The organism is Streptomyces sp. NPDC057877, assembly GCF_042796855.1.
Taxonomy (GTDB): Bacteria; Actinomycetota; Actinomycetes; order Streptomycetales; family Streptomycetaceae; genus Streptomyces.
On record NZ_JBHVMS010000014.1, the window covers coordinates 99612 to 124206 of the forward strand.

Consider the following 24595-nt stretch of genomic DNA (forward strand, 5'->3'; position numbering starts at 1 on the left):
CGCACCAGGGAGAATCCCCGTACGACGGATCAGGTGGGGACGGGGGCAAGACCGTGCGGATGCGCGACCGGATCGGGCTGCTCGGCGCCGCGGCGGGGGCCGCGGTGCTGGTGCCGCTGGGGGTGTGGGCCTGGCCGGAGGACGAGGCGGCGGACGCGGCCGACCCGTCCGTCCCCACCGACCTGCGGGCGCGTGACCCGAAGGCCACCCCGGCCGCCCGCCGCGTGTACGCGACGCTGGCGGGCCTGGAGAACGAGGCCCGGCGCGGGCGCCCCAGCCGCACTCTGATCGGGCAGCACGTGGAGCTGCACAACGAGCGGTACAACGCGAACTACGGCGACACCCGGGGCACCAAGCCGCCCGGCTACTACTACCGCAAGGCGCAGGACATCACCGGGCGGCTGCCCGCCTTCGTGGAACTGGACCTGGGCCCCGGCTACGGGCAGCCGGGCTGGGCCGTGGGCGAGTCCCGGTCCTACTCGCGGGCCTGGCCGAGCTGCCGCCGGATGTGGGGGTACACGGACGACGCCATGGACCTGGCCCTGGGCGTGTGGGCCGGGCTGCCCCGGGAGGCCGACGGCTCCTACCGCCCCTCCGGAACGCACCGGGAGTGCTCCTCCGGCTCCGAGGTGCGACTGCCGGAGAACGGGGGCGGGCCCGCGGGTCTGGTCGGCTTCTCCTTCCACCAGCCGTACCCCGGCAGCCCGGTCAAGGGCTTCCCCCAGACACTGCACCGCAACTCCCCCGGGGCGCGCGACAGCGGCTGGTTCGAGCGGGTGCTCACCCCGGGCAGCACCGAGCACCAGGCCCTGCTGTACGACCTGGCGTTCCTCGCGGACCACCTGGGCTACCTCGCCGACCACGGCGTGCCGGTGCTGCTGCGGCCGTACCACGAGATGAACACGACACCCGGGAAGGGCTTCTGGTGGTCCGGCCAGGACCCGGCCGCCTTCCGGCGGCTGTGGCGGCTGACGTACGACTACCTGGTGCACCGGCGCGGCCTGCACAACCTGGTCTTCGTGTGGGCGCCGAACTCCTGGGACGGGACCTACGGGCGCGAGCCGCACGCGTACTACCCCGGGGGTCGCTACGTGGACGTCGTGGGCGTCGACGACTACAGCGACTCCCCAGCCCGGCCGTTCGGCGACGGCGCCTGGACCGGGGTCTGGTACCGCGGGCTGGAGAAGTACCGCAGACCCCGGATCGTCGCCGAGTCCTTCCATGTGCCGCTCAACGCGCACCAGCCGCGCACGCTGGCCGAAACACCGTGGGTGCTGTGGACGGTGTGGGGCCAGGCACTGTCGTACGAGAACACCTCCTCTCCCCGGCACAAGAACACCGGCGCCGACGTGAAGAGGACATACGGGTCGTCCGCCGTGGTCACCGCGCATACCTGGGGATCACTACTCAATAAGCGGAATGGTTAACTTTTGACTACAGCTTTCACATAGTCGTTTCGTAGTGCACACAAGTGTGCGAGGATCGATCAGCCGTTTCGGCCAGCGGTCTGGACGCCTGGGGGGGCATCCGAGTGGCACATGGCCGGTATGCCAAAGAAGGCGTTGGGGGGCTCTAGGCCCAGAACTGCGGTGTGCGGTGCGCTGATGCGCCGTGCCGAGATCCAGTGCTGCCTCAACGCACCGCCGATCTCACGGGAGTTCCGCAGAAGTCATGGCATCGACAGTCGTCGAGGGGGGCGTGCCGCATTCGCGTCACAACGCGAAGCTGGCCAAACGTACTGCCGCGTGGAAGCCGGGCATCCTGCCGTTCCTCATACCGCTGGTGGTCCTCCTCTTTTTCAGCCTCTGGTCCTACACACCCACAGACTCGCCGCTGGCGTGGCTGATCACCATCTGCTGGGCCCTGCCCGTGCCGGGTGTGCTGGTGTCCATCCAGGGCTTCATGCTGATCCGGCGCCGCAACCGCAAGGCGCATCTGATGACACCGCCCGCACTGGTGGAACAGGACTTCCTGATCACGCTGGTGCCGACCATCGGCCGCCACGACACCTACCCGGCGCTGGAGCGGTCCGTCCTCTCCTACGTGGAGCACCTGCCCGAGTGGTTCCCGTACATGCGGGTGGACGTGCTCACCGAGGAGGGCTGCGAGGCCGCCGAGCGGATCGACGCGCTGGCGGCCACCCACCCGTGGATCCGCGTGGTCACCGTCCCGAAGGCCTACGAGACCAAGAACGGCACCCGCTTCAAGGCCCGCGCCAACAACTACGCCCACGAGCTGCGGATCGCGGAGGGCGAGGCGCTGGAGAACGTCTGGGTGCTGCACATGGACGACGACACCGGTGTGGGCCCCGACACCGCCGCGTCCCTCGCGCAGTTCATCAACCGCCAGCGCCGTGCGACCCCCGAAGAGGTCAAGCACATGGCGCAGGGCATCCTGACCTACCCGCGCGAGAACGCGGTCAGCATGTTCACCTGGTTCGCCGACGCCATCCGCCCGGCGGACGACATCGCGCGGTTCCGTGCCTTCACCGGGCTCGGCACCCCGGCCGCCGGTGTGCACGGCGAGCTGCTCGTCATCCGCGCGTCCATCGAGGCCGAGATCGGCTGGGACTTCGGCCCCAAGGAGATCGTCGAGGACGCCCGGCTCGCCCTCACGTTCTGCCGTATCTACCCGGGCCGCAGCGACTGGTTCAACGGCCGCTGCTACGGCGCCTCCCCGGCCAACATGAAGGACTTCGTCAAGCAGCGTGAGCGCTGGGCCTGGGGCCTGGTCGCCCTCTGCTTCAACCGCAAGGTGCCCTTCCGCTACCGCTGGTTCATGACCGTGTGTGTGACCAGCTGGATCCTGGGCCCGTTCCAGCACGTCGGCGCCATTCTGCTGGCCGGCTGGATCATCAACGACATGAACACCTCCCCCGTGACCCAGTCCGTGGTGGTGTTGTGGTCGATCAGCTTCGCCTACGTCATCTGGGCGTACTGGGAAGGGCTGCGACTGAACGCGATCGCCTCGGCGAACGGCAAGCGCAAGTGGTGGGAGCCCATCGCGGTGCTCCTCATGCTGCCCCTGTTCTCCCTCCTCGAAGGGCTCGGCGGCTTCAAGGGCCTGATGAAGTTCATCCGCCGCGAGGAGAACAAGTTCGTCGTCATCGCCAAGCCCGCCTGATCCGGAAGAGACATCCGTCCATGAAGCGCACCCGCCTGCCCATGCTCGCGGTTCTGCCCGTCACCGTCATCGCCTCGGTGATCGCCGTTCCCTTCGTCCTCGGGGACCATCCCCTGCGGTGGGAGTCCGGGTCCCTGGTGCCGAACCTGGTGATCAACGAGGAGACTTCCACGTCCGACCAGTCCCCTGATACAGGCGGCGACTCCGCATCACCGGTGGTGGAACTGGCCAAAGTGGAAAAGGAATGGAAGGAGGGCATGCCGCAGTGGGGTGTCCAGCTCTACTGGGAAGACCACGCCGCCTCCACGGAGTACATCAAGAAGCAGGCCCGCATCCAGGCCAACTACCTGGTTGGACTGCACGCCAACTCGGTGAGCATCAGTTTTCCCTTCGCCACCGGCGGCCGTGCCTCCACGGAGATCAGCGCGAGCGACAAGACGCCCTCGCCCCAGCGGATGGCTGACGTCCTGGCGATCTTCCACCAGGCCGGACTGAGGACGACGGTCAGGCCCCTGCTGGACGAGACGTCCCTCGACGTGGACAACGGCGACTGGCGCGGCAACATCGAGCCGTCTGACCCTGACGCCTGGTTCACGTCTTACGAGAAGTTCCTGACTCCCTATCTGCGGGAGGCGGAAGCCCAGAAGGCAGCCACCTTCGTCATCGGCACCGAGCTCAACTCCATGGAGGGCTCCCCCGGCTGGGACAGCCTCGTGGACCGGGCTGAGCAGTTGTTCTCCGGCGAGGTCGCCTACGACGCCAACTGGGACGCCTATGTCGCGGGCCCGGTCAACATGCCCGTCACCAACCTCGGCATCGACGCCTACTTCCCCGTCAAAGTCCCGGACACCGCCTCCGTGGAGACCCTGGCCGAGGGCTGGAACGAGTGGCTGGACAAGAAGGCCACCGGCCCCCTCCCCAAGATCACCATCGCCGAGGCCGGCATCGGTGCCATGGACGGCGCCTATCAGGCTCCCGGCGACTTCTACACCAAGCGCGCCGTGAATCCGAAGGTGCAGGCGAACTGGTACACGGCCGTCTGCCAGGTCGTGCAGGAACGGCAGATGAGCGGCGTGTACTGGTGGTCGATCTACTTCGACGACGACCCGAACACCAAGCCCGACGACGAGAAGCAGTCCCGACTGGACTTCGCCGGGCGCCCGCAGACCGAGAAGGCCATCACGGCCTGCTTCACCTCCGACTACGCAGGCCCTGGCGTCGACGACGCCAGCTGACCGAGCGAGGCCATCATGCAAGAAGCCATCATCCTGGTGGGTGGCAAGGGAACCCGCCTGCGCCCCTTGACGAACCACACCCCGAAGCCGCTGCTCAACGTCGCGGGCTCCTCCTTCATCCGGCACCAGATAGCCAAGCTCATGGACGCCGGAGTCGAGCATGTGGTCTTCGCCACCTCGTATCTCGCCAGCCTCTTCGAGGAGGAGTTCAAGGACTTCTCCCAGGACCTGGACATCTCCTACGCCGTCGAGGAGGTCCCGCTCGGTACGGGCGGAGCGATCCGCAACGCTGGCCGCCTGCTGCGGGGTCCGGCCGACGCTCCGGTCCTGGTCCTCAACGGCGACATCCTGTCCGGCCTCGACCTGCGCGGCGTCCTCGAGCAGCACCAGGCGCGGGAAGCCGACGTGACGCTACATCTCACCCGGGTCTCCGACCCGCGGGCCTTCGGATTGGTCCCCACCGACGAGACCGGAAGGGTGCTCTCCTTCCTGGAGAAGCCCAAGACCACCGAGGAATGCGTCACCGACCAGATCAACGCCGGCTGCTACGTGTTCCGCCGTTCCGTGCTCGAGTCCATCCCCGCCGACCGCGAGGTCTCCGTGGAACAGGAGACCTTCCCGCAACTCGTCGCCGAAGGGCGGCGCGTGTTCGGCCACATCACGAGCGGCTACTGGCGGGATCTCGGCACCCCGCTGGCCTTCGTTCACGGCTCCGCCGACCTGGTCACCGGCACGGTGGCCTCTCCTCTCGTACCGAAGCCCGCTGACACTTTGATCGACCCCACGGCCACCATCGACGCCACCGCGTGCATCATGGGCGGTTCCACGATCGGACCGCGCGCCGTGATCGGTCCACACGTGATCGTGGACCGCTCCATCATCGGCGCGGGCGTCACGGTCTCGGAGGGCGCCCAGATCCACGACTCCGTCGTGGACCATGACTCCGCCATCGGCCAGAACTCCCGCCTCCGCGAAGCAGTCGTGGGCTGCCACGCGCACATCGGCGCCGACAACGAACTGCCCGCCCAGCTGAGGCTGTCGTGCGGAATTCGCATCCCCGCCCAAGGAGTACGCGTCAGCGGCACGGCTGCCGCCTGCGCGACGATCCACTGACCTCGCCCACCCGCCGCACGGTCAGACCGGACGGTCAGCTACTGGAGAATCATGTCCCGCCATCGCACAGAAGCCGAGAAGACGGAACGTCTTCGCAAGTATCGGCCTGACATCCAGGGCCTGCGTGCCGTCGCCATCATGATGGTGGTCGCCATGCACTGTGGCATTCTCGACATCCACGGTGGCGTGGACGTGAGCTTCGTGCTGAGTGGCTTCCTCATCGGCAGCCAGTTGCTCGCCGAGATCGACAAGACCGGCAAGGTTTCGCTGAGCAAGTTCTGGGCGCGTCGCTTCCGACGGCTTGCCCCGGCCATGACCGTCACCATCATCGGCACAGCCATCCTGTCGTGGGTGTTCGCCAGCCCACTCAGGTTCCGCGACTACGTCACGGACGGTTTCAGCGCGGCGCTCAGCATCATGAACTGGCGCCTCGTCGAGACCGGTACCGACTACTTCGCCAACGACGGCAGCCAGTCCCCGTACCAGCACTTCTGGTCGCTGGGCATCGAGGAGCAGTTCTACGTCGTCGCCCCGATCGCGCTGGTGGCCCTCGTCTGGACCAGCCGCAAGATCTTCCGCAACCGCGCCCTGGTCGCTCTGTTCCTCATAGCCGTGGTGGGCGGTTCGTTCTATCTGGGGTACACCAAGACCTCGGAAAACCAGCCCCTCGCCTACTTCAGTACGCACACCCGCATCTGGGAGATCGCCCTCGGTGTCCTCCTCGCCCTCAGCGCACCGCTCCTCTCCCGTATGAACACCGCGCTGGCGGCCTTCCTCACCTGGGTCGGACTCGGTACCACCCTGGTCACCGGGTTGCTCATCACGGAGCACACCCCCCTGCCCGGGTACGCGGTTGCTGGGCCCCTGCTCGGCGCCGCGCTGATCATCGCCGGTGGCTGTGCCGCGCCGCGCCTCGGCGCGGAGAAGCTGCTCGACAACCCCGTCTTCAACTCCATAGGAAACGTCAGCTACGGCTGGTACCTCTGGCACTGGCCGATTCTCATCCTCTGGCCCAACATCATCGAGCGGGAGTTCACCTACCAGGACCGCCTGCGGGTCGCAGTCGTCTCCCTGGCGCTGGCCTACCTCATGCACTACGCGGTCGAGCGCCGCTTCAGGAACAACACCCAGTTGGTCGCACGCCCGTGGAAGGGCATCTTCGTCGGCGGCACGGCCACGGCGGGAACGGCCGGAGCCATGGCCTTCGCCATGGTCGTCCCGCTCAACATCGCGACGCCGACGACCGTCGCGAGCGGCGACTCCGGGTACAACGGCGAAGCCTCGGTGAAGACCGCCGTCACCCAGACACAGCTCTCCACGGCCGTCCAGGGCACTCTGGCGAAGTCCCCCGACGACCACACCAACTACGGCTGCATCGACAACACCGAAGTCGACACGTTCGTCATGCGGGACAACTGCATCATCGGCGACCCGCAAGGCAAGAAGTCGCTGGTCATCATCGGTGACTCGCACGCCTGGCAGTGGGGCGACGCCTTCAACGAACTCGGCAAGTCGCTCAATGTCAAGGTCGTGACCATGGCAAAGGGCGGCTGCTCCCCCGAGGTCTACGCCATCAAGAACCCTGAACTGAACCGCCGTTACACCGAGTGCGACAGCTGGCGGAAGACGGCGTTCGAGGAAATCGAGAAGGTCAAGCCGGACGTCATCGTCGTCACCAACCGCACGCGCCGCGAGGCGACCGAGGCCGGTGCCAAGGAGGCTTTCAAGGTCTTCGAGGGCACCGGAGCCGAGCTGGTCTACATCACCGACACTCCGCAGCCCGGCACCAACGTGCCCGACTGCCTCGCCACCCACATCGACGACATCTCGGCGTGCAACCCCGCCCAGGGCAAGGCCATCGAGTACCCGGACTTCCGGGCCATGGAGCAAAGGGTGGCCGAGGCCCACGGGGCCGCCATCATCGAGACGCTGCCCGCGTTCTGCGCCGACGGTGTGTGCCCGACAGTCATCGCCGACCAGGTGGTCTACTTCGACTCCAGCCACATCACGGCGGGCTACGCGAAGTCCCTGGTGCCCTTCCTGAAGCCGACCCTGGAGAAGGCCCTGAACGGCTGACAGGCACCGAATACCCCAGAGGGCTCTGCGACCGACCACCGCAGAGCCCTCTTTCCGTCTCAGTCCAACGCGCCCCGCACCCGCCGCGCCTGCCGCTGCCGCTCCGCCAGCAACTCATCGGCCGGATAGCCGACCTCCTCCAGCACCAGCCCGTGCGGCCGCACCACGTGCACCGCGCTGTCCCGCACCCGCGCGTCGAGGACCTGGCGCGGCCACTCCACGCCCCGGTGCCCGTCCCCGACGAACAGCAGGGCGCCGACCATCGCGCGCACCTGGTTGTGGCAGAAGGCGTCGGCGCGCACCTCGATCTCGATGATCCCGTCCGCGCCCCGGCGCACCCCGAAGTCGAGGATCTCCCGCACGGTGGTGGCGCCCTCGCGCTTCTTCGCGTACGCCGCGAAGTCGTGCTCGCCGATCAGCGACTTGGCGGCGGCGTCCATCACGGCCACGTCCAGCGGCCAGTCGTGCCACAGCACATGCGTCCGCAGCAGCGGGTCCACGCCCCCGGGGTTGTCGGTCACCCGGTAGACGTACCGCCGCCAGACGGCCGCGAACCGCGCGTTGAAGCCGCCCGGCGCCTCCCGCAGGGCCCACACCCGCACATCCCTCGGCAACCGCCCGGCGAGCCGCTTCAGCAGCTTGGCGCCCTGCTCCGCCCACACCTCGCGCGGCAGATCGACATGCGCCACCTGCCCTCGCGCGTGCACCCCGGCGTCGGTGCGCCCGGCCACCGTCAGCTCGTACGTCGTCTCCCCTGACCGCGTGACGGTCCGCAGCGCGTCCTCGACCTCCCCCTGGACGGTGCGCCGCCCACCGGCCTGCTTGGCCCAGCCGGAGAAGTCGGTGCCGTCGTAGGACAGGTCGAGGCGGATGCGGACGTAACCGGGCTGTACTTCGTCGCTCACCCCTGAATCCTCTCAGGAACGCGGAACGGGCCCGCCCCAAGGGGCGGACCCGCGGCGCCCGGCCGATCCGGGAGTCAGTACCTGCCCGCCGGGTTCAGCACGATCTTCCCGGCGTCGTTCGCCGGGTTGCCCTCGTTCGGCATGGTGTACGCGAAGAACGCCCGGCCGGTGGCGTTCCTGATCACCTCGTCGACGCGGAGGCCGAAGGTGAAGGTCATGGAAGCGTCCTCCAGGACCGGCGTGTCGATGAAGCAGAGGTAGTCGCCCTCGGCGCCCTCCCAGTCGCCGGGTCGGCAGCCCTCGGGGACCGTGGTGGCCGTGGTGCCCGGGGGCAGGTCGACCCAGAAGGAGATCGGCTCGCCGCCGGAGCGGAGCAGCGCCAGCCAGGCGGGGCCGTGGTTGGCGAAGCCGATGTCGACCGACACCGTGGCGCCCTTGCGGGCCCGCAGCCGCTCGCCGGTCAGATCGAGGTCGAAGGTGTTGCCCGTCGGGAAGTCCAGCTCCGCCCAGCGCGTGTAGTCGGCCGGGTCCGCGTCCGGGAGCGGCACCAGCTCCAGCACCGCACCGGTGCCCGCCTGGTAGTCGCCCTCGGCCAGCAGCTCGTCCACCTGGTCGGCGGGCACGGCGCTGAAGGAGTACGACAGCGCGTCGTACAGCGCGAAGTCGGCGGTCTGGACCGGGAAGCCCTCGCTCAGGCCGTACGCGGTCCCGCCCGCGAACTCGCTGTCGAAGACGCACAGCGCCGTGGACCGCCCGAACAGGTCGTCGGGTTCGCGCGGGTCGTACCAGCAGTTGCCGAAGGTGCCGGGGAAGGACAGGCCCCGGCTGCCGGACACGCGCAGCACGACACCGTCGCCGCCCAGCCCGCCGACGTTACGGAAGCCCAGCGGCGCCGGGAAGGTGTCACCGGCCTGGAAGCCCTGGGGCTCGGCCAGCTGCCTCATCCGCAGCTCGGGGCCGCCGACCAGGACGTCCACGGTGTGCCCGGTGAAGGCCAGCCCCTCGCCGACGGCCGTGACCTCGATGGCGCCGAAGTCGCCCGCGGCGCTCTCGTCGGTCACGTCGAGGCGGATGCCGCCCAGGTCGTTGTACTCCTGGCCCGCGTAGATGTCGTAGTCGGTGCAGGTGGCGACCAGCCCGGTCACCGAGCAGCCCTGCCAGCCGCCGAGGCTGGAGAAGTCCACCGCGGCGACGCCCGCCAGGGAACTGGCGTCCACGGTGACCGTGTAGTCGCCGGTGTGGATCGGGTAGATGACGCCGTTCTCGTCCGGTACCGGCTCGCCGGGCGCCCGGAGTCCGAGTTCGATCTGCGGCTCGACCGGCTCACCGGACTCCGGGTGCAGTGAGAGGTTCACGCTGTCGGGGCCGGTGACGGCGACCGGCAGCGGTTCCGCCTGGGCCTGGGCGTGCGCCGGGACGGTGAGCGCCGTTCCGGCCAGTGCTGCCAGCGCGCACGCGGAGACGGTGCGCCGCAGGGCGGCGAGAGAAGTCATGAGTCCCCCGTAAGTCAGACACGACATGACATGGCATGGAGCGAACACCTGAGCGGTGCCGCACCTGCTTGACCGCTGAACCTCCGGGAGGGTTGCCCTGGGGAGGGCGGGAACGCGAAAGGGCCCGCCCCCTTCACGAAGAAGAGGGCGGGCCCGGCGCGACGCCTGGGCGTCAGGCGTCCTTGGACTCCTCGGCGGCCTCGTCGGCCTCCGGCTTGGCGTCCTCGACGGCCTCGTCGGACTTGGCCTCGACGGCCTCGTCCTTCTTGAGGGCGTCTTCCTTGACCGCACGCTTGGTGGCGGCCTCGGCCTCGCCCGTGGCCTGCTGGGCGACCGTCAGCGCCTCGACCAGCTCGATGACAGCCATGGGCGCGTTGTCGCCACGGCGGTTACCGATCTTGGTGATGCGGGTGTAACCACCGGGGCGGTTCTCGTAGCGCGGGCCGATCTCGGTGAAGAGCGTGTGGACGATGCTCTTGTCCGTGATGACCTGGAGCACCTGGCGGCGGTTGTGAAGGTCGCCCTTCTTCGCCTTGGTGACCAGACGCTCCGCGTACGGGCGCAGGCGGCGGGCCTTCGCCTCGGTGGTGGTGATCTTGCCGTGCTCGAAAAGCGCCTTCGCGAGGTTCGCGAGCATCAGCTTCTCGTGCGCGGCACTGCCGCCCAGACGGGCACCCTTGGTGGGCTTCGGCATGGTGTTTCTCCTAGGTGTCTGCCCCGGCCGTGTCAGGTACCGGGGTCAGTATCTGAGCAGACGGTTGTCTGTCAGAGATCCGGGAGGCGCCCCGAAGGGGGCCCTCCCGGAAGGGGCGCGGGGAACCGCGCGACCAGCCACGACGGACCGGCACGCGCAACCGATCAGTACTGCTCGGTCTCCACGAACCCGGCGTCCGCGTCGTCGTCCGCGCCGAACGCGTCCGCCGCGGCGGTCGGGTCGAACCCGGGAGGCGAGTCCTTCAGCGCCAGACCCATCCCGGCCAGCTTCGCCTTGACCTCGTCGATGGACTTCGCACCGAAGTTACGGATGTCCAGCAGGTCCGCCTCGGAGCGCGCGACCAGCTCACCCACGGAGTGGATGCCCTCACGCTTGAGGCAGTTGTACGAGCGGACGGTCAGCTCCAGCTCCTCGATCGGGAGCGCGAGGTCGGCCGCCAGCGCCGCGTCCGTCGGGGACGGACCCATGTCGATGCCCTCGGCGTCGATGTTCAGCTCACGGGCCAGACCGAACAGCTCGACCAGGGTCTTACCGGCCGACGCCATGGCGTCACGCGGACGCATGGCCTGCTTGGTCTCGACGTCGACGATCAGCTTGTCGAAGTCGGTGCGCTGCTCGACACGCGTGGCCTCGACCTTGTACGTGACCTTGAGCACCGGCGAGTAGATCGAGTCGACCGGAATACGACCGATCTCCTGGCCGACCTGCTTGTTCTGCACGGCGGAGACATAGCCGCGGCCACGCTCGACCGTCAGCTCCATCTCCAGCTTGCCCTTGCCGTTGAGCGTGGCGAGGACGAGGTCGGGGTTGTGCACCTCGACACCGGCCGGAGGCGCGATGTCGGCGGCGGTGACCAGACCCGGGCCCTGCTTGCGCAGGTACATCACGACCGGCTCGTCGTGCTCCGAGGAGACGACCAGCTGCTTGATGTTGAGGATCAGGTCGGTGACGTCCTCCTTGACGCCCGGCACGGTGGTGAACTCGTGCAGCACGCCGTCGATGCGGATGCTGGTGACAGCCGCACCGGGGATGGAGGACAGCAGGGTCCGGCGGAGGGAGTTGCCGAGGGTGTAACCGAAGCCCGGCTCCAGCGGCTCGATCACGAACCGGGAGCGGAATTCGTCGACGACCTCTTCGGTCAACGAGGGACGCTGAGCGATCAGCATGTGTGGATCAGATCCTTCTGTCAGGGGCGCCCGCTATTTGACGCCCTGATATGTGACAAGGGTACGGGCGATACGACTCGAAGGAGCCGTACCGCCCGGAAACCCAGCCCGCGAAGGGCGCGAACGCGTCAGACGCGGCGGCGCTTGGGCGGACGGCAACCGTTGTGCGGGGTCGGGGTGACGTCCTGGATGGAGCCGACCTCGAGACCGGTCGCCTGGAGCGAACGGATCGCGGTCTCACGACCGGAACCCGGACCCTTCACGAACACGTCGACCTTGCGCATGCCGTGCTCCTGGGCGCGGCGGGCGGCCGACTCGGCGGCCATCTGCGCGGCGAACGGCGTGGACTTCCGGGAGCCCTTGAAGCCGACGTGGCCGGCGGAGGCCCAGGAGATCACGTTGCCGGACGGGTCGGTGATCGAGACGATGGTGTTGTTGAACGTGCTCTTGATGTGCGCGTGGCCGTGAGCGACGTTCTTCTTTTCCTTGCGGCGCACCTTCTTGGCAGCGCCCTGACGACCCTTGGGGGGCATCTGTAACTCCTACGGGGAGGTGGTCGGTCCTACAGCGAAGACCGCTGATGAAGCGTTGTCCGCTGTGGACTACTTCTTGCCCGGCTTCTTCTTGCCGGCGATGGCGCGACGCGGGCCCTTGCGGGTGCGAGCGTTGGTGCTGGTGCGCTGACCGCGGACGGGCAGGCCGCGACGGTGGCGGAGACCCTGGTAGCAGCCGATCTCGACCTTGCGGCGGATGTCGGCCTGGATCTCACGACGGAGGTCACCCTCGGTCCTGATGTTGTTGTCGACGTACTCGCGGATCGCGACGAGCTGCTCCTCGGAGAGGTCGCGGACGCGGGTGTTCGGGTCGACGCCGGTGGCGGCCAGCGTCTGCTGCGAAAGGGTCCGGCCGATGCCGAACACGTAGGTGAGGGCGACCTCCACGCGCTTGTCGCGCGGGATGTCAACACCGGAAACGCGTGCCATTCAATGGCTCCAGTTGGTTCTTCGGAGGTCTTCCGCAGAGCCGACTCCCAGCCGCCGTACCAGGTACGAACTGGGTCCCCGGCCTCCGAACCGGGGGTGTCGAGCCGTGAGGCTCGGGCCCTGCTTATGAACATATTCAGCTCGCGTCGCGCGAAACTCTGCGAAAGCAGAGGGAAAGGATCTGCGATCAGCCCTGGCGCTGCTTGTGGCGCGGGTTCTCGCAGATGACCATGACCCGGCCGTGACGGCGGATCACCCTGCACTTGTCGCAGATCTTCTTGACGCTCGGCTTGACCTTCATGGGGTGAGGTTCTCCGGGTCAGTGCCATCACCCCGCCGTGGGCGGGGCGCGGGCAAGATCTACTTGTACCGGTAGACGATCCGGCCACGCGTCAGGTCGTACGGAGACAGCTCCACCACGACCCGGTCGTCAGGGAGGATGCGGATGTAGTGCATACGCATCTTGCCGCTGATGTGTGCCAGGACCTGGTGGCCGTTCTGGAGCTCGACCTTGAACATGGCGTTCGGAAGAGACTCGACGACAGTGCCCTCGATCTCGATGGCACCTTGCTTCTTGGCCACGCTTCGCCCTTCGAATCGACTACCTTGATCGACTCCGGCTGCACCGTAGAAGCGCATGCAGACATGCGGGTACACCGGAGCCGACGAGTCAGTCTACGTCAGCGCACCCGGAAAGACGAATCGAGCAATCCTGCCCTACAAGGGAGATCATCATGCGAGCGGATCCGGCGCGGCCGTGACACCCAGCTCCGCCAGCTTTTCCTTCCCACCGTCCCAAGCCGTCAGGACCAGGGGGCCCTCCGGGGTCAGGGCCACCGAGTGCTCCCAGTGGGAGGACCAGGTGCCGTCGGTCGTGATGACGGTCCAGTCGTCCGAGAGGACCTCCGTCTTCGGGGTGCCCAGGGAGATCATCGGCTCGATGGCGAGGCAGATGCCGGGGACCAGCTTGGGGCCCTTGCCGCGCCTGCGGTCGACGTAGTTCAGCAGGTGGGGGTCCATGTGCATCTCGGAGCCGATGCCGTGGCCGCCGTAGTCCTCGACGATGCCGTACCGGCCGCCGCCGGGCTTGGGCTGGCGGCGGATGTACGTCTCGATCGCGCGGGAGACGTCGACGAGCCGGTTGCCCTGCTTCATCGCCGCGATCCCGGCCCACATCGACTCCTCGGTCACCCGGGACAGCTCGATCAGCTCCGCGGAGTGACCGGAGCCGACGAAGGCGGTGTACGCCGCGTCGCCGTGCCAGCCGTCGATGATCGCGCCCGCGTCGACGGAGATGACGTCGCCGTCCTTGAGGACGACGTCCTCGGACGGAATGCCGTGCACCACGACCTCGTTCACCGACGTGCAGATGGTGGCGGGGAAACCGCCGTACCCCAGGAAGTTCGACTTCGCCCCGTGCTCCGCGAGCACCTTGCGCGCGACCTCGTCCAGATCCTTCGTCGTCGCACCCGGCACCGCGGCCTCCCGAGTGGCCGCGTGGATGGCGGCCACGACCAGCCCCGCCTCACGCATCTTCGCGATCTGCTCAGGGCTCTTGATCTGCACCATGGGGACTACGGCCTTTCTGGACCGGAAGAGATGGACTGCTTCCAACGATACGGGGGACCGGCACCCACCCCTCACGCAGCAGCCGCGGCCCCCCGGAAAGCGAGGGACCGCGGCCGTGACAGCGTGTGGATCCGGAAGGGGCCGGGAGGACTACTGCTCGTCCTCGCGCTTGAGCGCCTCCAGCGCGCGGCCCGTGATCTCGTCCACCGCACCCAGCGCGGAGATGGTCACGACCAGCCCCTGCGCCTTGTAGTAGTCGATGATCGGCTCGGTCTGCGTGTGGTAGACCTCCAGCCGCTTGCGGACCGTCTCCTCGGAGTCGTCGTCGCGCTGGTACAGCTCACCGCCGCAGACGTCGCAGACGCCCTCCTGCTTCGGCGCGCTGTACGTGACGTGGAAGACGTGGCTGGAGTCCTTGCGGCAGATCCGCCGCCCGGCGATCCGCTTGACGACCTCGTCCTCGGGGGCCTCCAGGTCCAGCACCGCGTCCAGCTCCATGGACTCGGCGGTGAGCAGCTCGTCGAGCGCCTCCGCCTGCGAGACGTTGCGCGGGAAGCCGTCCAGCAGGAAGCCGTTCTCCGCGTCGGGCTGTTCCATGCGGTCCTTGGCCATCGCGATGGTGACCTCGTCCGGCACGAGGTTGCCCGCGTCCATGTAGGACTTGGCGAGCTTCCCCAGCTCCGTCTGCTGGCTGATGTTGGCGCGGAACAGGTCACCCGTGGAGATGTGCGGGATCGACAGCTTCTCGGCAAGGCGGGTGGCTTGCGTACCCTTGCCCGCGCCCGGTGGCCCGACGAGGACGATTCGCATCAGCGGAGGAACCCTTCGTAATTGCGCTGCTGGAGCTGGCTCTCGATCTGCTTCACCGTCTCGAGACCGACACCCACGATGATCAGGATGCTGGTACCGCCGAACGGGAAGTTCTGGTTTGCCCCGAAACCAACCAACGCCATTGTTGGAACGAGAGCGATCAGACCCAAGTACAGCGAACCCGGCCAGGTGATCCGGTTGAGTACGTAACTCAGATACTCAGCGGTCGGTCGGCCAGCCCGGATGCCCGGGATGAAGCCACCATACTTCTTCATGTTGTCCGCGACTTCCTCGGGGTTGAAGGAGATCGCCACGTAGAAGAACGCGAAGAACACGATGAGCAAGAAGTACAGACTGATGTAAATCGGGTGGTCGCCCTGGACGAGGTGTCCCTCGATCCACGTCTTCCACGAAGAATTTCCGCTGGAGAACTGGGCGATCAGGGCAGGGATATAGAGCAGCGACGAGGCGAAGATGACGGGGATCACACCCGCCTGGTTCACCTTGAGGGGGATGTAGGTGGACGTGCCGCCGTAGGACCGGCGGCCGATCATGCGCTTCGCGTACTGCACCGGAATGCGGCGCTGGGCCTGCTCGACGAAGACCACCAGGCCGACCATGACCAGGCCGACCGCGATGACCGTGCCGAACTCGATCCAGCCGTCGGCCAGGGTGCCCTGCTGCTTGATGGCCCACAGCGCGGACGGGAAGGTGGCGGCGATCGAGATGAACATCAGGATCGACATGCCGTTGCCGATGCCGCGGTCGGTGATCAGCTCACCGAGCCACATGACGACGGCCGTACCCGCGGTCATCGTGACGACCATGGTGATCGTCACGAAGATCGAACGGTCCGGGACGATCTCCGAGGCGACGGGGCAGCCGCTGAACAGGGCGCCGCTGCGGGCGGTGGCCACCAGGCCGGTGCCCTGCAGCACGGCGAGCGCGACCGTCAGATAGCGGGTGTACTGCGTGATCTTCGCGGTTCCGGCCTGGCCCTCCTTCTTGAGGGCCTCCAGACGGGGGATGACCACCGTCAGCAGCTGGAGGATGATGCTCGCGGTGATGTACGGCATGATGCCGAGCGCGAAGATCGTGATCTGGAGCAGCGCACCGCCACTGAACATGTTGACCAGGCCGAACAGACCCTGGTTGCCCTCGGCGACGTCGATACAGGTCTGGACGCTCCGGTAGTCGACACCCGGGATCGGAATGTGCGTACCGATCCGGTACACCACGATGATGCCGAGCGTGAAGAGCAGCTTCTTGCGCAGGTCGGGCGTCTTGAACGCCCGGGCGAACGCGGTGAGCACGGTGCCTCCTGCGACCCCCGCGCATCTGCGTCAAGGGTGACGGTCTTGAAGGTCCAATGAAACAACGACTTAGGTAACGGCCAACCGCCGCTCGGAGTGCCCTTGTGAGGTACCCCGGTGAAAGTTGGCAGTGCAGGCCACCTTACCGGCGAGACTGCCACCCTTGGAACGACCAACCGGGGATACCCCATTTGTGGGGTATCCCCGGTCGGGATCGCTCAAGTCATCGAGACGCCTGTGGTGTTCAGACGAGCTCGGTGACGGTACCGCCGGCGGCGGTGATCTTCTCCTTGGCGGAACCGGAGACGGCGTCGACCGTCACCTGCAGCGCCACGGAGATCTCGCCCTGGCCGAGCACCTTGACGAGGCTGTTCTTGCGAACGGCACCCTTGGCCACCAGACCCTCGACGGTGACCTCGCCACCCTCGGGGTAGAGGGCGGCCAGCTTGTCGAGGTTCACGACCTGGTACTCGGTCTTGAACGGGTTCTTGAAGCCCTTCAGCTTCGGGAGGCGCATGTGGAGGGGCATCTGCCCACCCTCGAAGCGCTCCGGAACCTGGTAACGGGCCTTGGTGCCCTTGGTACCACGACCGGCCGTCTTACCCTTCGACGCCTCACCACGACCCACACGGGTCTTGGCGGTCTTGGCGCCCGGGGCGGGACGGAGGTTGTGGATCTTGAGCGGGTTGTTCTCCGCCATGATCAGTCGACCTCCTCGACCGTCACGAGGTGGCGGACGGTGTGCACCATGCCGCGGAACTCGGGGCGGTCCTCCTTGACGACCACGGTGTTGATCCCCTTGAGACCAAGCGACCGCAGGGTGTCACGGTGGTTCTGCTTGCTGCCGATGTAGGACTTGACCTGCGTGATCTTGAGCTGCGCCATGATTACGCACCCGCCCCGGCACGCGCACGGAGCAGGGCCGCGGGGGCGACGTCCTCGAGCGGCAGACCGCGGCGGGCCGCGATCTCCTCGGGACGCTGAAGACCCTTCAGGGCCTCCACGGTCGCGTGCACGATGTTGATGGCGTTGTCGGAGCCGAGCGACTTCGACAGCACGTCGTGGATACCGGCGCACTCGAGCACGGCACGCACCGGACCACCGGCGATAACACCGGTACCGGGCGACGCGGGCTTGAGCAGCACCACACCGGCAGCCTTCTCACCCTGGATGGGGTGCGGGATGGTGCCCTGGATCCGGGGGACCTTGAAGAAGTGCTTCTTGGCCTCCTCAACGCCCTTGGCGATGGCGGCCGGCACCTCCTTGGCCTTGCCGTATCCGACACCGACGGTGCCGTCACCGTCGCCCACCACGACCAGCGCGGTGAAGCTGAAGCGACGACCACCCTTCACAACCTTGGCGACGCGGTTGATCGCGACAACGCGCTCAACGTACGCGGTCTTCTCGGCGGCAGCAGCGCCGCCGTCACGGCCCTTCCGGTCCCGCCGCTCGCCGCCACCGGCACCGCCACCGCGGCGCTGGGGTCCAGCCATTGGAATTACCTCTCTCTGTTTCCGCTAGCTACGGAACCGGCTCAGAACTTGAGCCCGGCCTCGCGGGCGGCGTCCGCCAGGGCGGCGATGCGCCCGGCGTACTGGTTGCCACCACGGTCGAACACGACGGCCTCGACACCGGCGGCCTTGGCACGCTCGGCGACCAGGGCGCCGACCTTCTTGGCCTGCGAGGACTTGTCCTCGGCACCGCGGATCGACGCGTCCAGGGACGACGCCGACGCCAGGGTGTGACCCTTCAGGTCGTCGATCACCTGCGCCACGATGTGACGGTTCGAGCGGGTCACGACCAGACGGGGGCGCTCGGCCGTACCGTTGATCCGCTTGCGGATCCGGATGTGCCGACGCTTGATCGCGGCGCGCTTGTAGGCGTCGCCCTTCAGGATCTTCTGCCCGTATGCCATGGCTTACTTACCCGCCTTTCCGACCTTGCGGCGGATGACTTCGCCCTCGTACTTGACGCCCTTGGCCTTGTACGGGTCGGGCTTGCGCAGCTTGCGGATGTTGGCCGCGACCTCGCCGACCTTCTGCTTGTCGATGCCCTCGACCGAGAAACGGGTGGGGGCCTCGACCTTGAAGGTGATGCCCTCGGGGGCCTCGACGAGGATCGGGTGGCTGTAGCCGAGGGAGAACTCCAGGTTCGAGCCCTTGGCGACAACGCGGTAACCGACACCGCTGATTTCGAGCTTCTTCACGTAACCCTGGGTCACGCCGGTGATCATGTTCGCCACCAGCGTGCGGGACAGGCCGTGCAGGGCCTTGTTCTGACGCTCGTCGTTGGGGCGGGTGACGTTGAGCACGCCGTCCTCACCCTTGGCGATCTCGATCGGCGCCGCGACGGTGTGGGTCAGCTGGCCCTTGGGGCCCTTGACCGAAACCGTCTGGCCGTCGATGGTGACGTCCACGCCGGCGGGAACCGCGATGGGGAGCTTGCCGATGCGCGACATAGCTGTTTCCTCCGTTCCCTTCCGCTACCAGACGTAGGCGAGGACTTCCCCACCCACGCCCTTCTTGCCGGCCTGCTTGTCGGTGAGGAGCCCGTGCGACGTGGAGATGATGGCCACGCCCAGGCCGCCGAGCACCTTCGGCAGGTTGGTGGACTTCGCGTACACCCGGAGACCGGGCTTGGAGATCCGCTTGATGCCCGCGATGGAGCGCTCACGGTTGGGGCCGAACTTCAGCTCCAGGACGAGGTTCTTGCCGACCTCCGCGTCCTCGACGCGCCAGCCCGTGATGAAGCCCTCCTGCTGGAGGATCTCCGCGATGTGAGACTTGATCTTGGACGCCGGCATCGTCACGGAGTCGTGGTACGCCGAGTTCGCGTTCCGCAGACGCGTCAGCATGTCTGCGATCGGATCAGTCATGGTCATGAATTGGCCTTCGGCCTCTCTCGCCGGGGTTTCCTGGTGCGCCATCCCTCTCCCCGATCCGAGACGGGACGGGTGCGGCGCGGTGGACCTACGGCGTAGTAAGTCGTCTGGGCGTCCAGGCGCCCAACCCTCCTAGCCTAAGCCATGAAGGGGTGGGCACCTGACACCGCCCTTTACTTACCGAGAGCTTCCGGAATCCCCAATCCAACCAGTCGGCCCGAAGGGCCGCCCTTGAGGGGCGGTGGTCGGGCGACGGGAGGGAGGGACTACCAGGAACTCTTGGTCACGCCCGGCAGCTCGCCCCGGTGAGCCATCTCACGAAGGCACACGCGGCAGAGGCCGAACTTGCGGTACACGGAGTGCGGACGGCCGCAGCGCTGGCAGCGGGTGTACGCGCGCACACCGAACTTGGGCTTGCGAGCAGCCTTAGCGATCAGAGCCTTCTTCGCCATCTCGCTCACGCCTCCTTGAAGGGGAAGCCGAGGTGACGAAGGAGCGCGCGGCCCTCAGCGTCGTTGGTCGCCGTGGTGACCACGGTGATGTCCATACCCCGGACGCGGTCGATCTTGTCCTGGTCGATCTCGTGGAACATGACCTGCTCCGTGAGACCGAAGGTGTAGTTGCCACGGCCGTCGAACTGCTTGGGGGACAGACCACGGAAGTCGCGGATGCGCGGCAGCGCGAGCGACAGGGTGCGGTCCAGGAACTCCCACATGCGGTCGCCACGGAGCGTGACGTGGGCACCGATCGGCTGGCCCTCACGCAGCTTGAACTGCGCGATGGACTTGCGGGCCTTGGTGACGGCCGGCTTCTGACCGGTGATCGTGGTGAGGTCGCGGATGGCGCCCTCAATCAGCTTGGAGTCGCGGGCGGCGTCGCCCACACCCATGTTGACCACGATCTTGACGAGGCCGGGGACCTGCATGACGTTCTCGTACTTGAACTCGTCACGCAGCTTGCCCGCGATCTCCTCGCGGTACTTCGTCTTCAGACGCGGAGCAGTGGTGGTAGCCATCAGATGTCCTCACCCGTCCGCTTGGCAACGCGGATCTTGTTGCCTTCGTCGTCGAAGCGGAAGCCGACACGCGTGACGACCTTCTTGCCGTCCTTCTCAACGACCAGCTGGACGTTGGAGACGTGGATCGGCGCCTCGGTCGTGACGATGCCGCCGGCCTGCGAACCGCGAGCGGTCGGACCGGCCTTGGTGTGCTTCTTGACCCGGTTGACACCCTCGACCAGGACGCGCTCGTCGCGCGGGTAAGCGGCAATGACCTTGCCCTGCTTGCCCTTGTCCTTACCGGTGATGACCTGGACCAGGTCGCCCTTCTTGATCTTCATGCTTACAGCACCTCCGGCGCGAGCGAGATGATCTTCATGAACTTCTTCTCGCGCAGCTCACGGCCGACCGGGCCGAAGATACGGGTGCCGCGAGGGTCGCCGTCGTTCTTCAGAATGACGGCGGCGTTCTCGTCGAAGCGGATGTACGAGCCGTCCGGACGGCGGCGCTCCTTGACGGTGCGAACGATGACCGCCTTGACGACGTCACCCTTCTTCACGTTGCCACCGGGGATCGCGTCCTTGACGGTGGCGACGATGACGTCACCGATGCCCGCGTAGCGGCGACCGGAGCCACCGAGCACACGGATGCAAAGGATCTCCTTCGCACCAGTGTTGTCGGCGACACGCAGTCGCGACTCCTGCTGGATCACGTCTATCTCCTGTTTGTCTGCCGGTTCCCTCCGGGCGTTGAGCCGGAGAGCCTGGCGGAACGTCCTGCGAGGTCTGCCCCGCAGGAATGACTTGCCGGTCCCGGCGGGCGGGTCCGTAAGTGACTTACGGACCCGCCCGCCGAGTAGGCGGAACCTGTCCCCGAGGCCGAAGCCCCGCAGGGACTACTTGGCCTTCTCGAGGATCTCGACGACGCGCCAGTGCTTGGAAGCGGACAGCTTGCGGGTCTCCATCAGGAGGACCCGGTCGCCGACGCCTGCCGCGTTCTGCTCGTCGTGCGCCTTGAGCTTGTTCGTACGGCGGAGGACCTTGCCGTACAGCGCGTGCTTCACGCGGTCCTCGACAGCGACGACGACGGTCTTGTCCATCTTGTCGCTGACGACGTAACCCTCACGGGTCTTGCGGGCGTTGCGCTCGGTCTTCGACTCAGTCACGTTGTTCTCGCTCATGCGTTCTCCACCGTTTCGATGCCCAGCTCGCGCTCGCGCATCAGGGTGTAGATCCGCGCGATGTCCTTGCGGACGGCCTTCAGCCGACCGTGGTTTTCGAGCTGACCCGTGGCCGCCTGGAAGCGGAGGTTGAACAGCTCTTCCTTGGCCTCGCGGAGCTTCGCCAGAAGCTCCTCGTTGCCCAGCTCGCGCAGCTCGGACGCCTTGGTACCGGCCGACATCACGCTTCACCTGCCTCGCGCTTGACGATCCGGCACTTCATCGGCAGCTTGTGGGCCGCACGCGTGAGCGCCTCACGGGCGATCTTCTCGTTGGGGTACGACAGCTCGAACATCACGCGTCCGGGCTTGACGTTGGCCACCCACCACTCCGGCGAACCCTTACCGGAACCCATGCGGGTCTCGGCGGGCTTCTTGGTGAGGGGGCGGTCCGGGTAGATGTTGATCCAGACCTTGCCGCCACGCTTGATGTGACGGGTCATGGCGATACGAGCCGCCTCGATCTGGCGGTTCGTGACGTACGCCGGGGTCAGCGCCTGGATGCCGTATTCGCCGAACGCAACCTGCGTACCACCCTTGGCAGCGCCGCTGCGCTTGGGGTGGTGCTGCTTGCGGTGCTTGACCCTACGGGGGATCAGCATGGGGTCAGCTCTCCTTTCCGGCAGCGCTCGGCTCGGCCGCGGCGGCGGCCGGGGCCTCCGCCTTGCTGGCCTCGGCAGCCGGGGCGGACTGCTGCGGCTTGCGACCGCGCCGCTCGCCACCGCGGCCACCACGGGCCGGGCGGTCGGAGCCGCCACCGCGGGCCGGGCGGTTACCCGCACGGGCAGCGGCGTTCTCGGCGCGGACCTCGGCGATGTTCTTGACGTCGCCCTTGTAGATCCAGACCTTCACACCGATGCGGCCGAAGGTCGTCTTGGCCTCGAAGAAGCCGTAGTCGACGTTCGCGCGGAGCGTGTGCAGGGGCACACGGCCCTCGCGGTAGAACTCCGAGCGGGACATCTCGGCGCCGCCGAGACGGCCACCGCACTGGATCTTGATGCCCTTGGCGCCCGCCTTCATCGCCGACTGCATGCTCTTGCGCATGGCGCGGCGGAAGGAGACACGGGAGGACAGCTGCTCGGCGACGGCCTGGGCCACCAACTGAGCGTCCGTCTCCGGGTTCTTGACCTCGAGGATGTTCAGCTGGACCTGCTTGCCGGTCAGCTTCTCCAGGTCGCCGCGGATACGGTCGGCCTCGGCGCCACGGCGGCCGATGACGATGCCCGGACGCGCGGTGTGGATGTCGACGCGGACGCGGTCACGGGTGCGCTCGATCTCAACCTTCGAGATACCGGCGCGCTCCATACCGGACGTCATCATCCGACGGATGGCGACGTCTTCCTTGACGTAGTCCTTGTACAGCTTGTCGGCGTACCAACGCGACTTGAAGTCGGTCGTGACACCGAGCCGGAACCCATGCGGGTTTACCTTCTGGCCCATTACCGGGTTCCTTCCTTGCTGCTGACGACCACGGTGATGTGGCTGGTCCGCTTGCGGATCCGGTAGGCGCGGCCCTGGGCGCGCGGCCGGAACCGCTTCAGGGTCGGGCCCTCGTCGACGTACGCCTCGGAGATGTAGAGGCTGTCGGCGTCGGTGTGGTCGTAGTTGTGCGCGGCGTTGGCGATGGCGCTGTCGAGCACCTTGCCGACCGGCACGGAGGCTGCCTGCGGAGCGAATCGCAGAACAGCCTGGGCCTCCGTGGCGTCCATGCCACGGATGAGGTCCACCACGCGGCGGGCCTTCATGGGCGTGACGCGGATGTACCGCGCCTGGGCCCTGGCTTCCATGGTTGTCCCTTCAGTTTCTTACGTGTCTGAATGCGATCCGCTGCTAGCGGCGCTTCGACTTCCGGTCGTCCTTGACGTGGCCCCGGAAGGTGCGGGTCGGCGAGAACTCGCCGAGCTTGTGGCCGACCATCGACTCGGTGACGAACACCGGGATGTGGGTCTTGCCGTTGTGCACCGCGATCGTGTGTCCGAGCATGTCCGGGACGATCATCGAGCGGCGGGACCAGGTCTTGATGACGTTCTTGGTGCCGGCTTCGTTCTGGGCTTCCACCTTCTTGATCAGGTGGTCGTCGACGAAGGGCCCCTTCTTCAGGCTACGAGGCATCTCAACCCGTCCTTAGCGCTTCTTGTTCGTCTTGCGGCGGCGGACGATGTACTTGTTCGACGCCTTCTTGGGCGAACGAGTACGGCCTTCCTTCTTGCCCCACGGGGACACGGGGTGGCGGCCACCGGAGGTCCGGCCCTCACCACCACCGTGCGGGTGGTCGACCGGGTTCATGACGACACCACGGACGGTCGGGCGAACGCCCAGCCACCGCTTGCGGCCCGCCTTGCCCCAGTTGATGTTCGACTGCTCGGCGTTGCCGACCTCGCCGACAGTGGCGCGGCAGCGGACGTCGACCAGGCGGATCTCACCGGACGGCATGCGCAGGTGGGCCATCGAGCCCTCCTTCGCGAGCAGCTGCACCGAGGCGCCGGCGGAGCGGGCGAACTTGGCGCCGCCGCCCGGCCGCAGCTCGATGGCGTGCAGCGTGGTACCGACCGGGATGTTGCGCAGGGCGAGGTTGTTGCCCGGCTTGATGTCGGCCCCGGGACCGTTCTCGATGCGGTCGCCCTGCGACAGGCCGCGCGGCGCGAGGATGTAGCGCTTCTCGCCGTCGGCGTAGTGCAGCAGCGCGATGCGCGCGGTGCGGTTGGGGTCGTACTCGATGTGCGCGACCTTCGCCGGCACGCCGTCCTTGTCGTGACGACGGAAGTCGATCACGCGGTAGGCGCGCTTGTGGCCACCACCCTGGTGGCGGACGGTCACACGACCGGAATTGTTACGGCCGCCCTTGCTGTGCAGGGGACGAACCAGCGACTTCTCCGGCGTGGACCGCGTGACCTCGACGAAGTCGGCGACGCTGGCGCCACGACGGCCCGGCGTAGTCGGCTTGTACTTGCGGATTCCCATTTCTCAGTCCTCGTCCGATATCGGACGATCCGACCCG

33 protein-coding genes are annotated in these 24595 nt (G+C 67.2%); 5 read left to right on the forward strand and 28 right to left on the reverse strand.

Translation table 11 applies throughout. The annotated features are described in order from the left end of the window. The first annotated feature begins 59 nt into the window (after window positions 1-59). From ACFVQG_RS34880 to ACFVQG_RS34900, 5 genes are all read left to right on the forward strand, one after another. Window positions 60-1427 carry a glycoside hydrolase family 26 protein gene (locus ACFVQG_RS34880; RefSeq protein WP_383391556.1) on the forward strand — a complete coding sequence of 456 codons (1368 nt, stop codon included), beginning with the start codon at window positions 60-62 and terminating at the stop codon, window positions 1425-1427. 271 nt (window positions 1428-1698) lie between these two features. Then, window positions 1699-3123 (forward strand): glycosyltransferase family 2 protein, encoded by a 1425-nt coding sequence (locus ACFVQG_RS34885; RefSeq protein WP_383391558.1) that lies wholly within the window; start codon window positions 1699-1701, stop codon window positions 3121-3123. A gap of 20 nt (window positions 3124-3143) precedes the next feature. After that, window positions 3144-4358: a glycoside hydrolase family 113 gene (locus tag ACFVQG_RS34890; RefSeq protein ID WP_383391561.1), complete on the forward strand. Its 1215-nt coding sequence runs from the start codon at window positions 3144-3146 to the stop codon at window positions 4356-4358. Between the two features lie 15 nt (window positions 4359-4373). Further along, window positions 4374-5471 (forward strand): sugar phosphate nucleotidyltransferase, encoded by a 1098-nt coding sequence (locus ACFVQG_RS34895; RefSeq protein WP_383391564.1) that lies wholly within the window; start codon window positions 4374-4376, stop codon window positions 5469-5471. 51 nt (window positions 5472-5522) lie between these two features. Further along, on the forward strand, window positions 5523-7547 hold the full coding sequence (locus ACFVQG_RS34900) for an acyltransferase family protein (protein ID WP_383391567.1): 2025 nt from the start codon (window positions 5523-5525) through the stop codon (window positions 7545-7547). A gap of 59 nt (window positions 7548-7606) precedes the next feature. On the opposite strand, the gene truA is transcribed toward ACFVQG_RS34900, so the two are convergent. The 28 genes from truA to rplB form a co-directional block, all read right to left on the reverse strand. Continuing rightward, window positions 7607-8452, reverse strand: a complete 846-nt coding sequence (truA, locus tag ACFVQG_RS34905) for a tRNA pseudouridine(38-40) synthase TruA (protein WP_383391569.1) — start codon at window positions 8450-8452, stop codon at window positions 7607-7609. Between the two features lie 74 nt (window positions 8453-8526). Continuing rightward, window positions 8527-9945: a hypothetical protein gene (locus ACFVQG_RS34910; RefSeq protein ID WP_383391572.1), complete on the reverse strand. Its 1419-nt coding sequence runs from the start codon at window positions 9943-9945 to the stop codon at window positions 8527-8529. 172 nt (window positions 9946-10117) lie between these two features. Beyond that, window positions 10118-10639, reverse strand: a complete 522-nt coding sequence (gene rplQ, locus ACFVQG_RS34915; RefSeq protein ID WP_383391574.1) for a 50S ribosomal protein L17 — start codon at window positions 10637-10639, stop codon at window positions 10118-10120. A 164-nt stretch (window positions 10640-10803) separates the two neighbouring features. After that, window positions 10804-11826 (reverse strand): DNA-directed RNA polymerase subunit alpha, encoded by a 1023-nt coding sequence (locus ACFVQG_RS34920; protein ID WP_003966937.1) that lies wholly within the window; start codon window positions 11824-11826, stop codon window positions 10804-10806. A 128-nt stretch (window positions 11827-11954) separates the two neighbouring features. Then, the gene (gene rpsK, locus ACFVQG_RS34925; protein WP_003956432.1) at window positions 11955-12359 is read right to left on the reverse strand and encodes a 30S ribosomal protein S11; all 405 of its coding nucleotides are present in this window, start codon (window positions 12357-12359) and stop codon (window positions 11955-11957) included. 69 nt (window positions 12360-12428) lie between these two features. Next, a complete protein-coding gene (gene rpsM / locus ACFVQG_RS34930) occupies window positions 12429-12809 on the reverse strand; it encodes a 30S ribosomal protein S13 (RefSeq protein ID WP_019753104.1) in 381 nt (126 codons plus the stop codon). A gap of 187 nt (window positions 12810-12996) precedes the next feature. Then, window positions 12997-13110: a 50S ribosomal protein L36 gene (rpmJ, locus tag ACFVQG_RS34935; RefSeq protein WP_003998809.1), complete on the reverse strand. Its 114-nt coding sequence runs from the start codon at window positions 13108-13110 to the stop codon at window positions 12997-12999. 59 nt (window positions 13111-13169) lie between these two features. Beyond that, a complete protein-coding gene (gene infA, locus ACFVQG_RS34940) occupies window positions 13170-13391 on the reverse strand; it encodes a translation initiation factor IF-1 (protein ID WP_003948620.1) in 222 nt (73 codons plus the stop codon). A 150-nt stretch (window positions 13392-13541) separates the two neighbouring features. Next, on the reverse strand, window positions 13542-14378 hold the full coding sequence (map, locus tag ACFVQG_RS34945; RefSeq protein ID WP_383391578.1) for a type I methionyl aminopeptidase: 837 nt from the start codon (window positions 14376-14378) through the stop codon (window positions 13542-13544). A 150-nt stretch (window positions 14379-14528) separates the two neighbouring features. Beyond that, on the reverse strand, window positions 14529-15188 hold the full coding sequence (locus ACFVQG_RS34950; RefSeq protein ID WP_383391580.1) for an adenylate kinase: 660 nt from the start codon (window positions 15186-15188) through the stop codon (window positions 14529-14531). After that, window positions 15188-16501 carry a preprotein translocase subunit SecY gene (gene secY, locus ACFVQG_RS34955; protein ID WP_383391583.1) on the reverse strand — a complete coding sequence of 438 codons (1314 nt, stop codon included), beginning with the start codon at window positions 16499-16501 and terminating at the stop codon, window positions 15188-15190. Before secY ends, ACFVQG_RS34950 begins: the two co-directional genes overlap by 1 nt. Before the next feature lie 244 nt (window positions 16502-16745). After that, window positions 16746-17201, reverse strand: a complete 456-nt coding sequence (gene rplO, locus ACFVQG_RS34960; RefSeq protein ID WP_067018996.1) for a 50S ribosomal protein L15 — start codon at window positions 17199-17201, stop codon at window positions 16746-16748. 2 nt (window positions 17202-17203) lie between these two features. After that, window positions 17204-17386, reverse strand: a complete 183-nt coding sequence (gene rpmD, locus ACFVQG_RS34965; RefSeq protein WP_003998814.1) for a 50S ribosomal protein L30 — start codon at window positions 17384-17386, stop codon at window positions 17204-17206. Window positions 17387-17388: 2 nt separating this feature from the next. Continuing rightward, window positions 17389-17994, reverse strand: coding sequence for a 30S ribosomal protein S5 (gene rpsE, locus ACFVQG_RS34970; protein WP_009190144.1), 606 nt, complete (start codon window positions 17992-17994; stop codon window positions 17389-17391). 41 nt (window positions 17995-18035) lie between these two features. After that, a complete protein-coding gene (rplR, locus tag ACFVQG_RS34975; protein WP_019753098.1) occupies window positions 18036-18416 on the reverse strand; it encodes a 50S ribosomal protein L18 in 381 nt (126 codons plus the stop codon). A 3-nt stretch (window positions 18417-18419) separates the two neighbouring features. Next, window positions 18420-18959, reverse strand: a complete 540-nt coding sequence (gene rplF, locus ACFVQG_RS34980) for a 50S ribosomal protein L6 (protein ID WP_381611522.1) — start codon at window positions 18957-18959, stop codon at window positions 18420-18422. Window positions 18960-18983: 24 nt separating this feature from the next. Next, window positions 18984-19382, reverse strand: a complete 399-nt coding sequence (gene rpsH / locus ACFVQG_RS34985) for a 30S ribosomal protein S8 (RefSeq protein WP_030046382.1) — start codon at window positions 19380-19382, stop codon at window positions 18984-18986. A gap of 266 nt (window positions 19383-19648) precedes the next feature. After that, entirely contained in the window at window positions 19649-19834 is a 186-nt protein-coding gene (locus ACFVQG_RS34990) for a type Z 30S ribosomal protein S14 (protein WP_003956452.1), read from the reverse strand. Between the two features lie 5 nt (window positions 19835-19839). After that, complete coding sequence (gene rplE / locus ACFVQG_RS34995; RefSeq protein WP_383391589.1) at window positions 19840-20397, reverse strand: 50S ribosomal protein L5; 558 nt, start codon at window positions 20395-20397, stop codon at window positions 19840-19842. Then, complete coding sequence (rplX, locus tag ACFVQG_RS35000; protein ID WP_383391591.1) at window positions 20397-20720, reverse strand: 50S ribosomal protein L24; 324 nt, start codon at window positions 20718-20720, stop codon at window positions 20397-20399. The genes rplE and rplX overlap by 1 nt, the downstream gene beginning before the upstream one ends. Window positions 20721-20722: 2 nt before the next feature. Next, entirely contained in the window at window positions 20723-21091 is a 369-nt protein-coding gene (gene rplN / locus ACFVQG_RS35005) for a 50S ribosomal protein L14 (RefSeq protein ID WP_003998823.1), read from the reverse strand. A gap of 183 nt (window positions 21092-21274) precedes the next feature. Further along, the gene (gene rpsQ / locus ACFVQG_RS35010) at window positions 21275-21559 is read right to left on the reverse strand and encodes a 30S ribosomal protein S17 (RefSeq protein WP_210922739.1); all 285 of its coding nucleotides are present in this window, start codon (window positions 21557-21559) and stop codon (window positions 21275-21277) included. Beyond that, window positions 21556-21780 (reverse strand): 50S ribosomal protein L29, encoded by a 225-nt coding sequence (gene rpmC, locus ACFVQG_RS35015; protein WP_007494763.1) that lies wholly within the window; start codon window positions 21778-21780, stop codon window positions 21556-21558. Before rpmC ends, rpsQ begins: the two co-directional genes overlap by 4 nt. Then, entirely contained in the window at window positions 21780-22199 is a 420-nt protein-coding gene (rplP, locus tag ACFVQG_RS35020) for a 50S ribosomal protein L16 (protein WP_210922737.1), read from the reverse strand. Before rplP ends, rpmC begins: the two co-directional genes overlap by 1 nt. A gap of 4 nt (window positions 22200-22203) precedes the next feature. After that, on the reverse strand, window positions 22204-23037 hold the full coding sequence (rpsC, locus tag ACFVQG_RS35025) for a 30S ribosomal protein S3 (protein WP_383391596.1): 834 nt from the start codon (window positions 23035-23037) through the stop codon (window positions 22204-22206). Continuing rightward, window positions 23037-23384: a 50S ribosomal protein L22 gene (gene rplV, locus ACFVQG_RS35030; RefSeq protein ID WP_019329637.1), complete on the reverse strand. Its 348-nt coding sequence runs from the start codon at window positions 23382-23384 to the stop codon at window positions 23037-23039. Before rplV ends, rpsC begins: the two co-directional genes overlap by 1 nt. A 43-nt stretch (window positions 23385-23427) precedes the next feature. Further along, a complete protein-coding gene (rpsS, locus tag ACFVQG_RS35035; protein WP_383391600.1) occupies window positions 23428-23709 on the reverse strand; it encodes a 30S ribosomal protein S19 in 282 nt (93 codons plus the stop codon). A gap of 12 nt (window positions 23710-23721) precedes the next feature. Next, window positions 23722-24558 carry a 50S ribosomal protein L2 gene (gene rplB / locus ACFVQG_RS35040; RefSeq protein ID WP_210922733.1) on the reverse strand — a complete coding sequence of 279 codons (837 nt, stop codon included), beginning with the start codon at window positions 24556-24558 and terminating at the stop codon, window positions 23722-23724. Window positions 24559-24595: the final 37 nt, after the last annotated feature.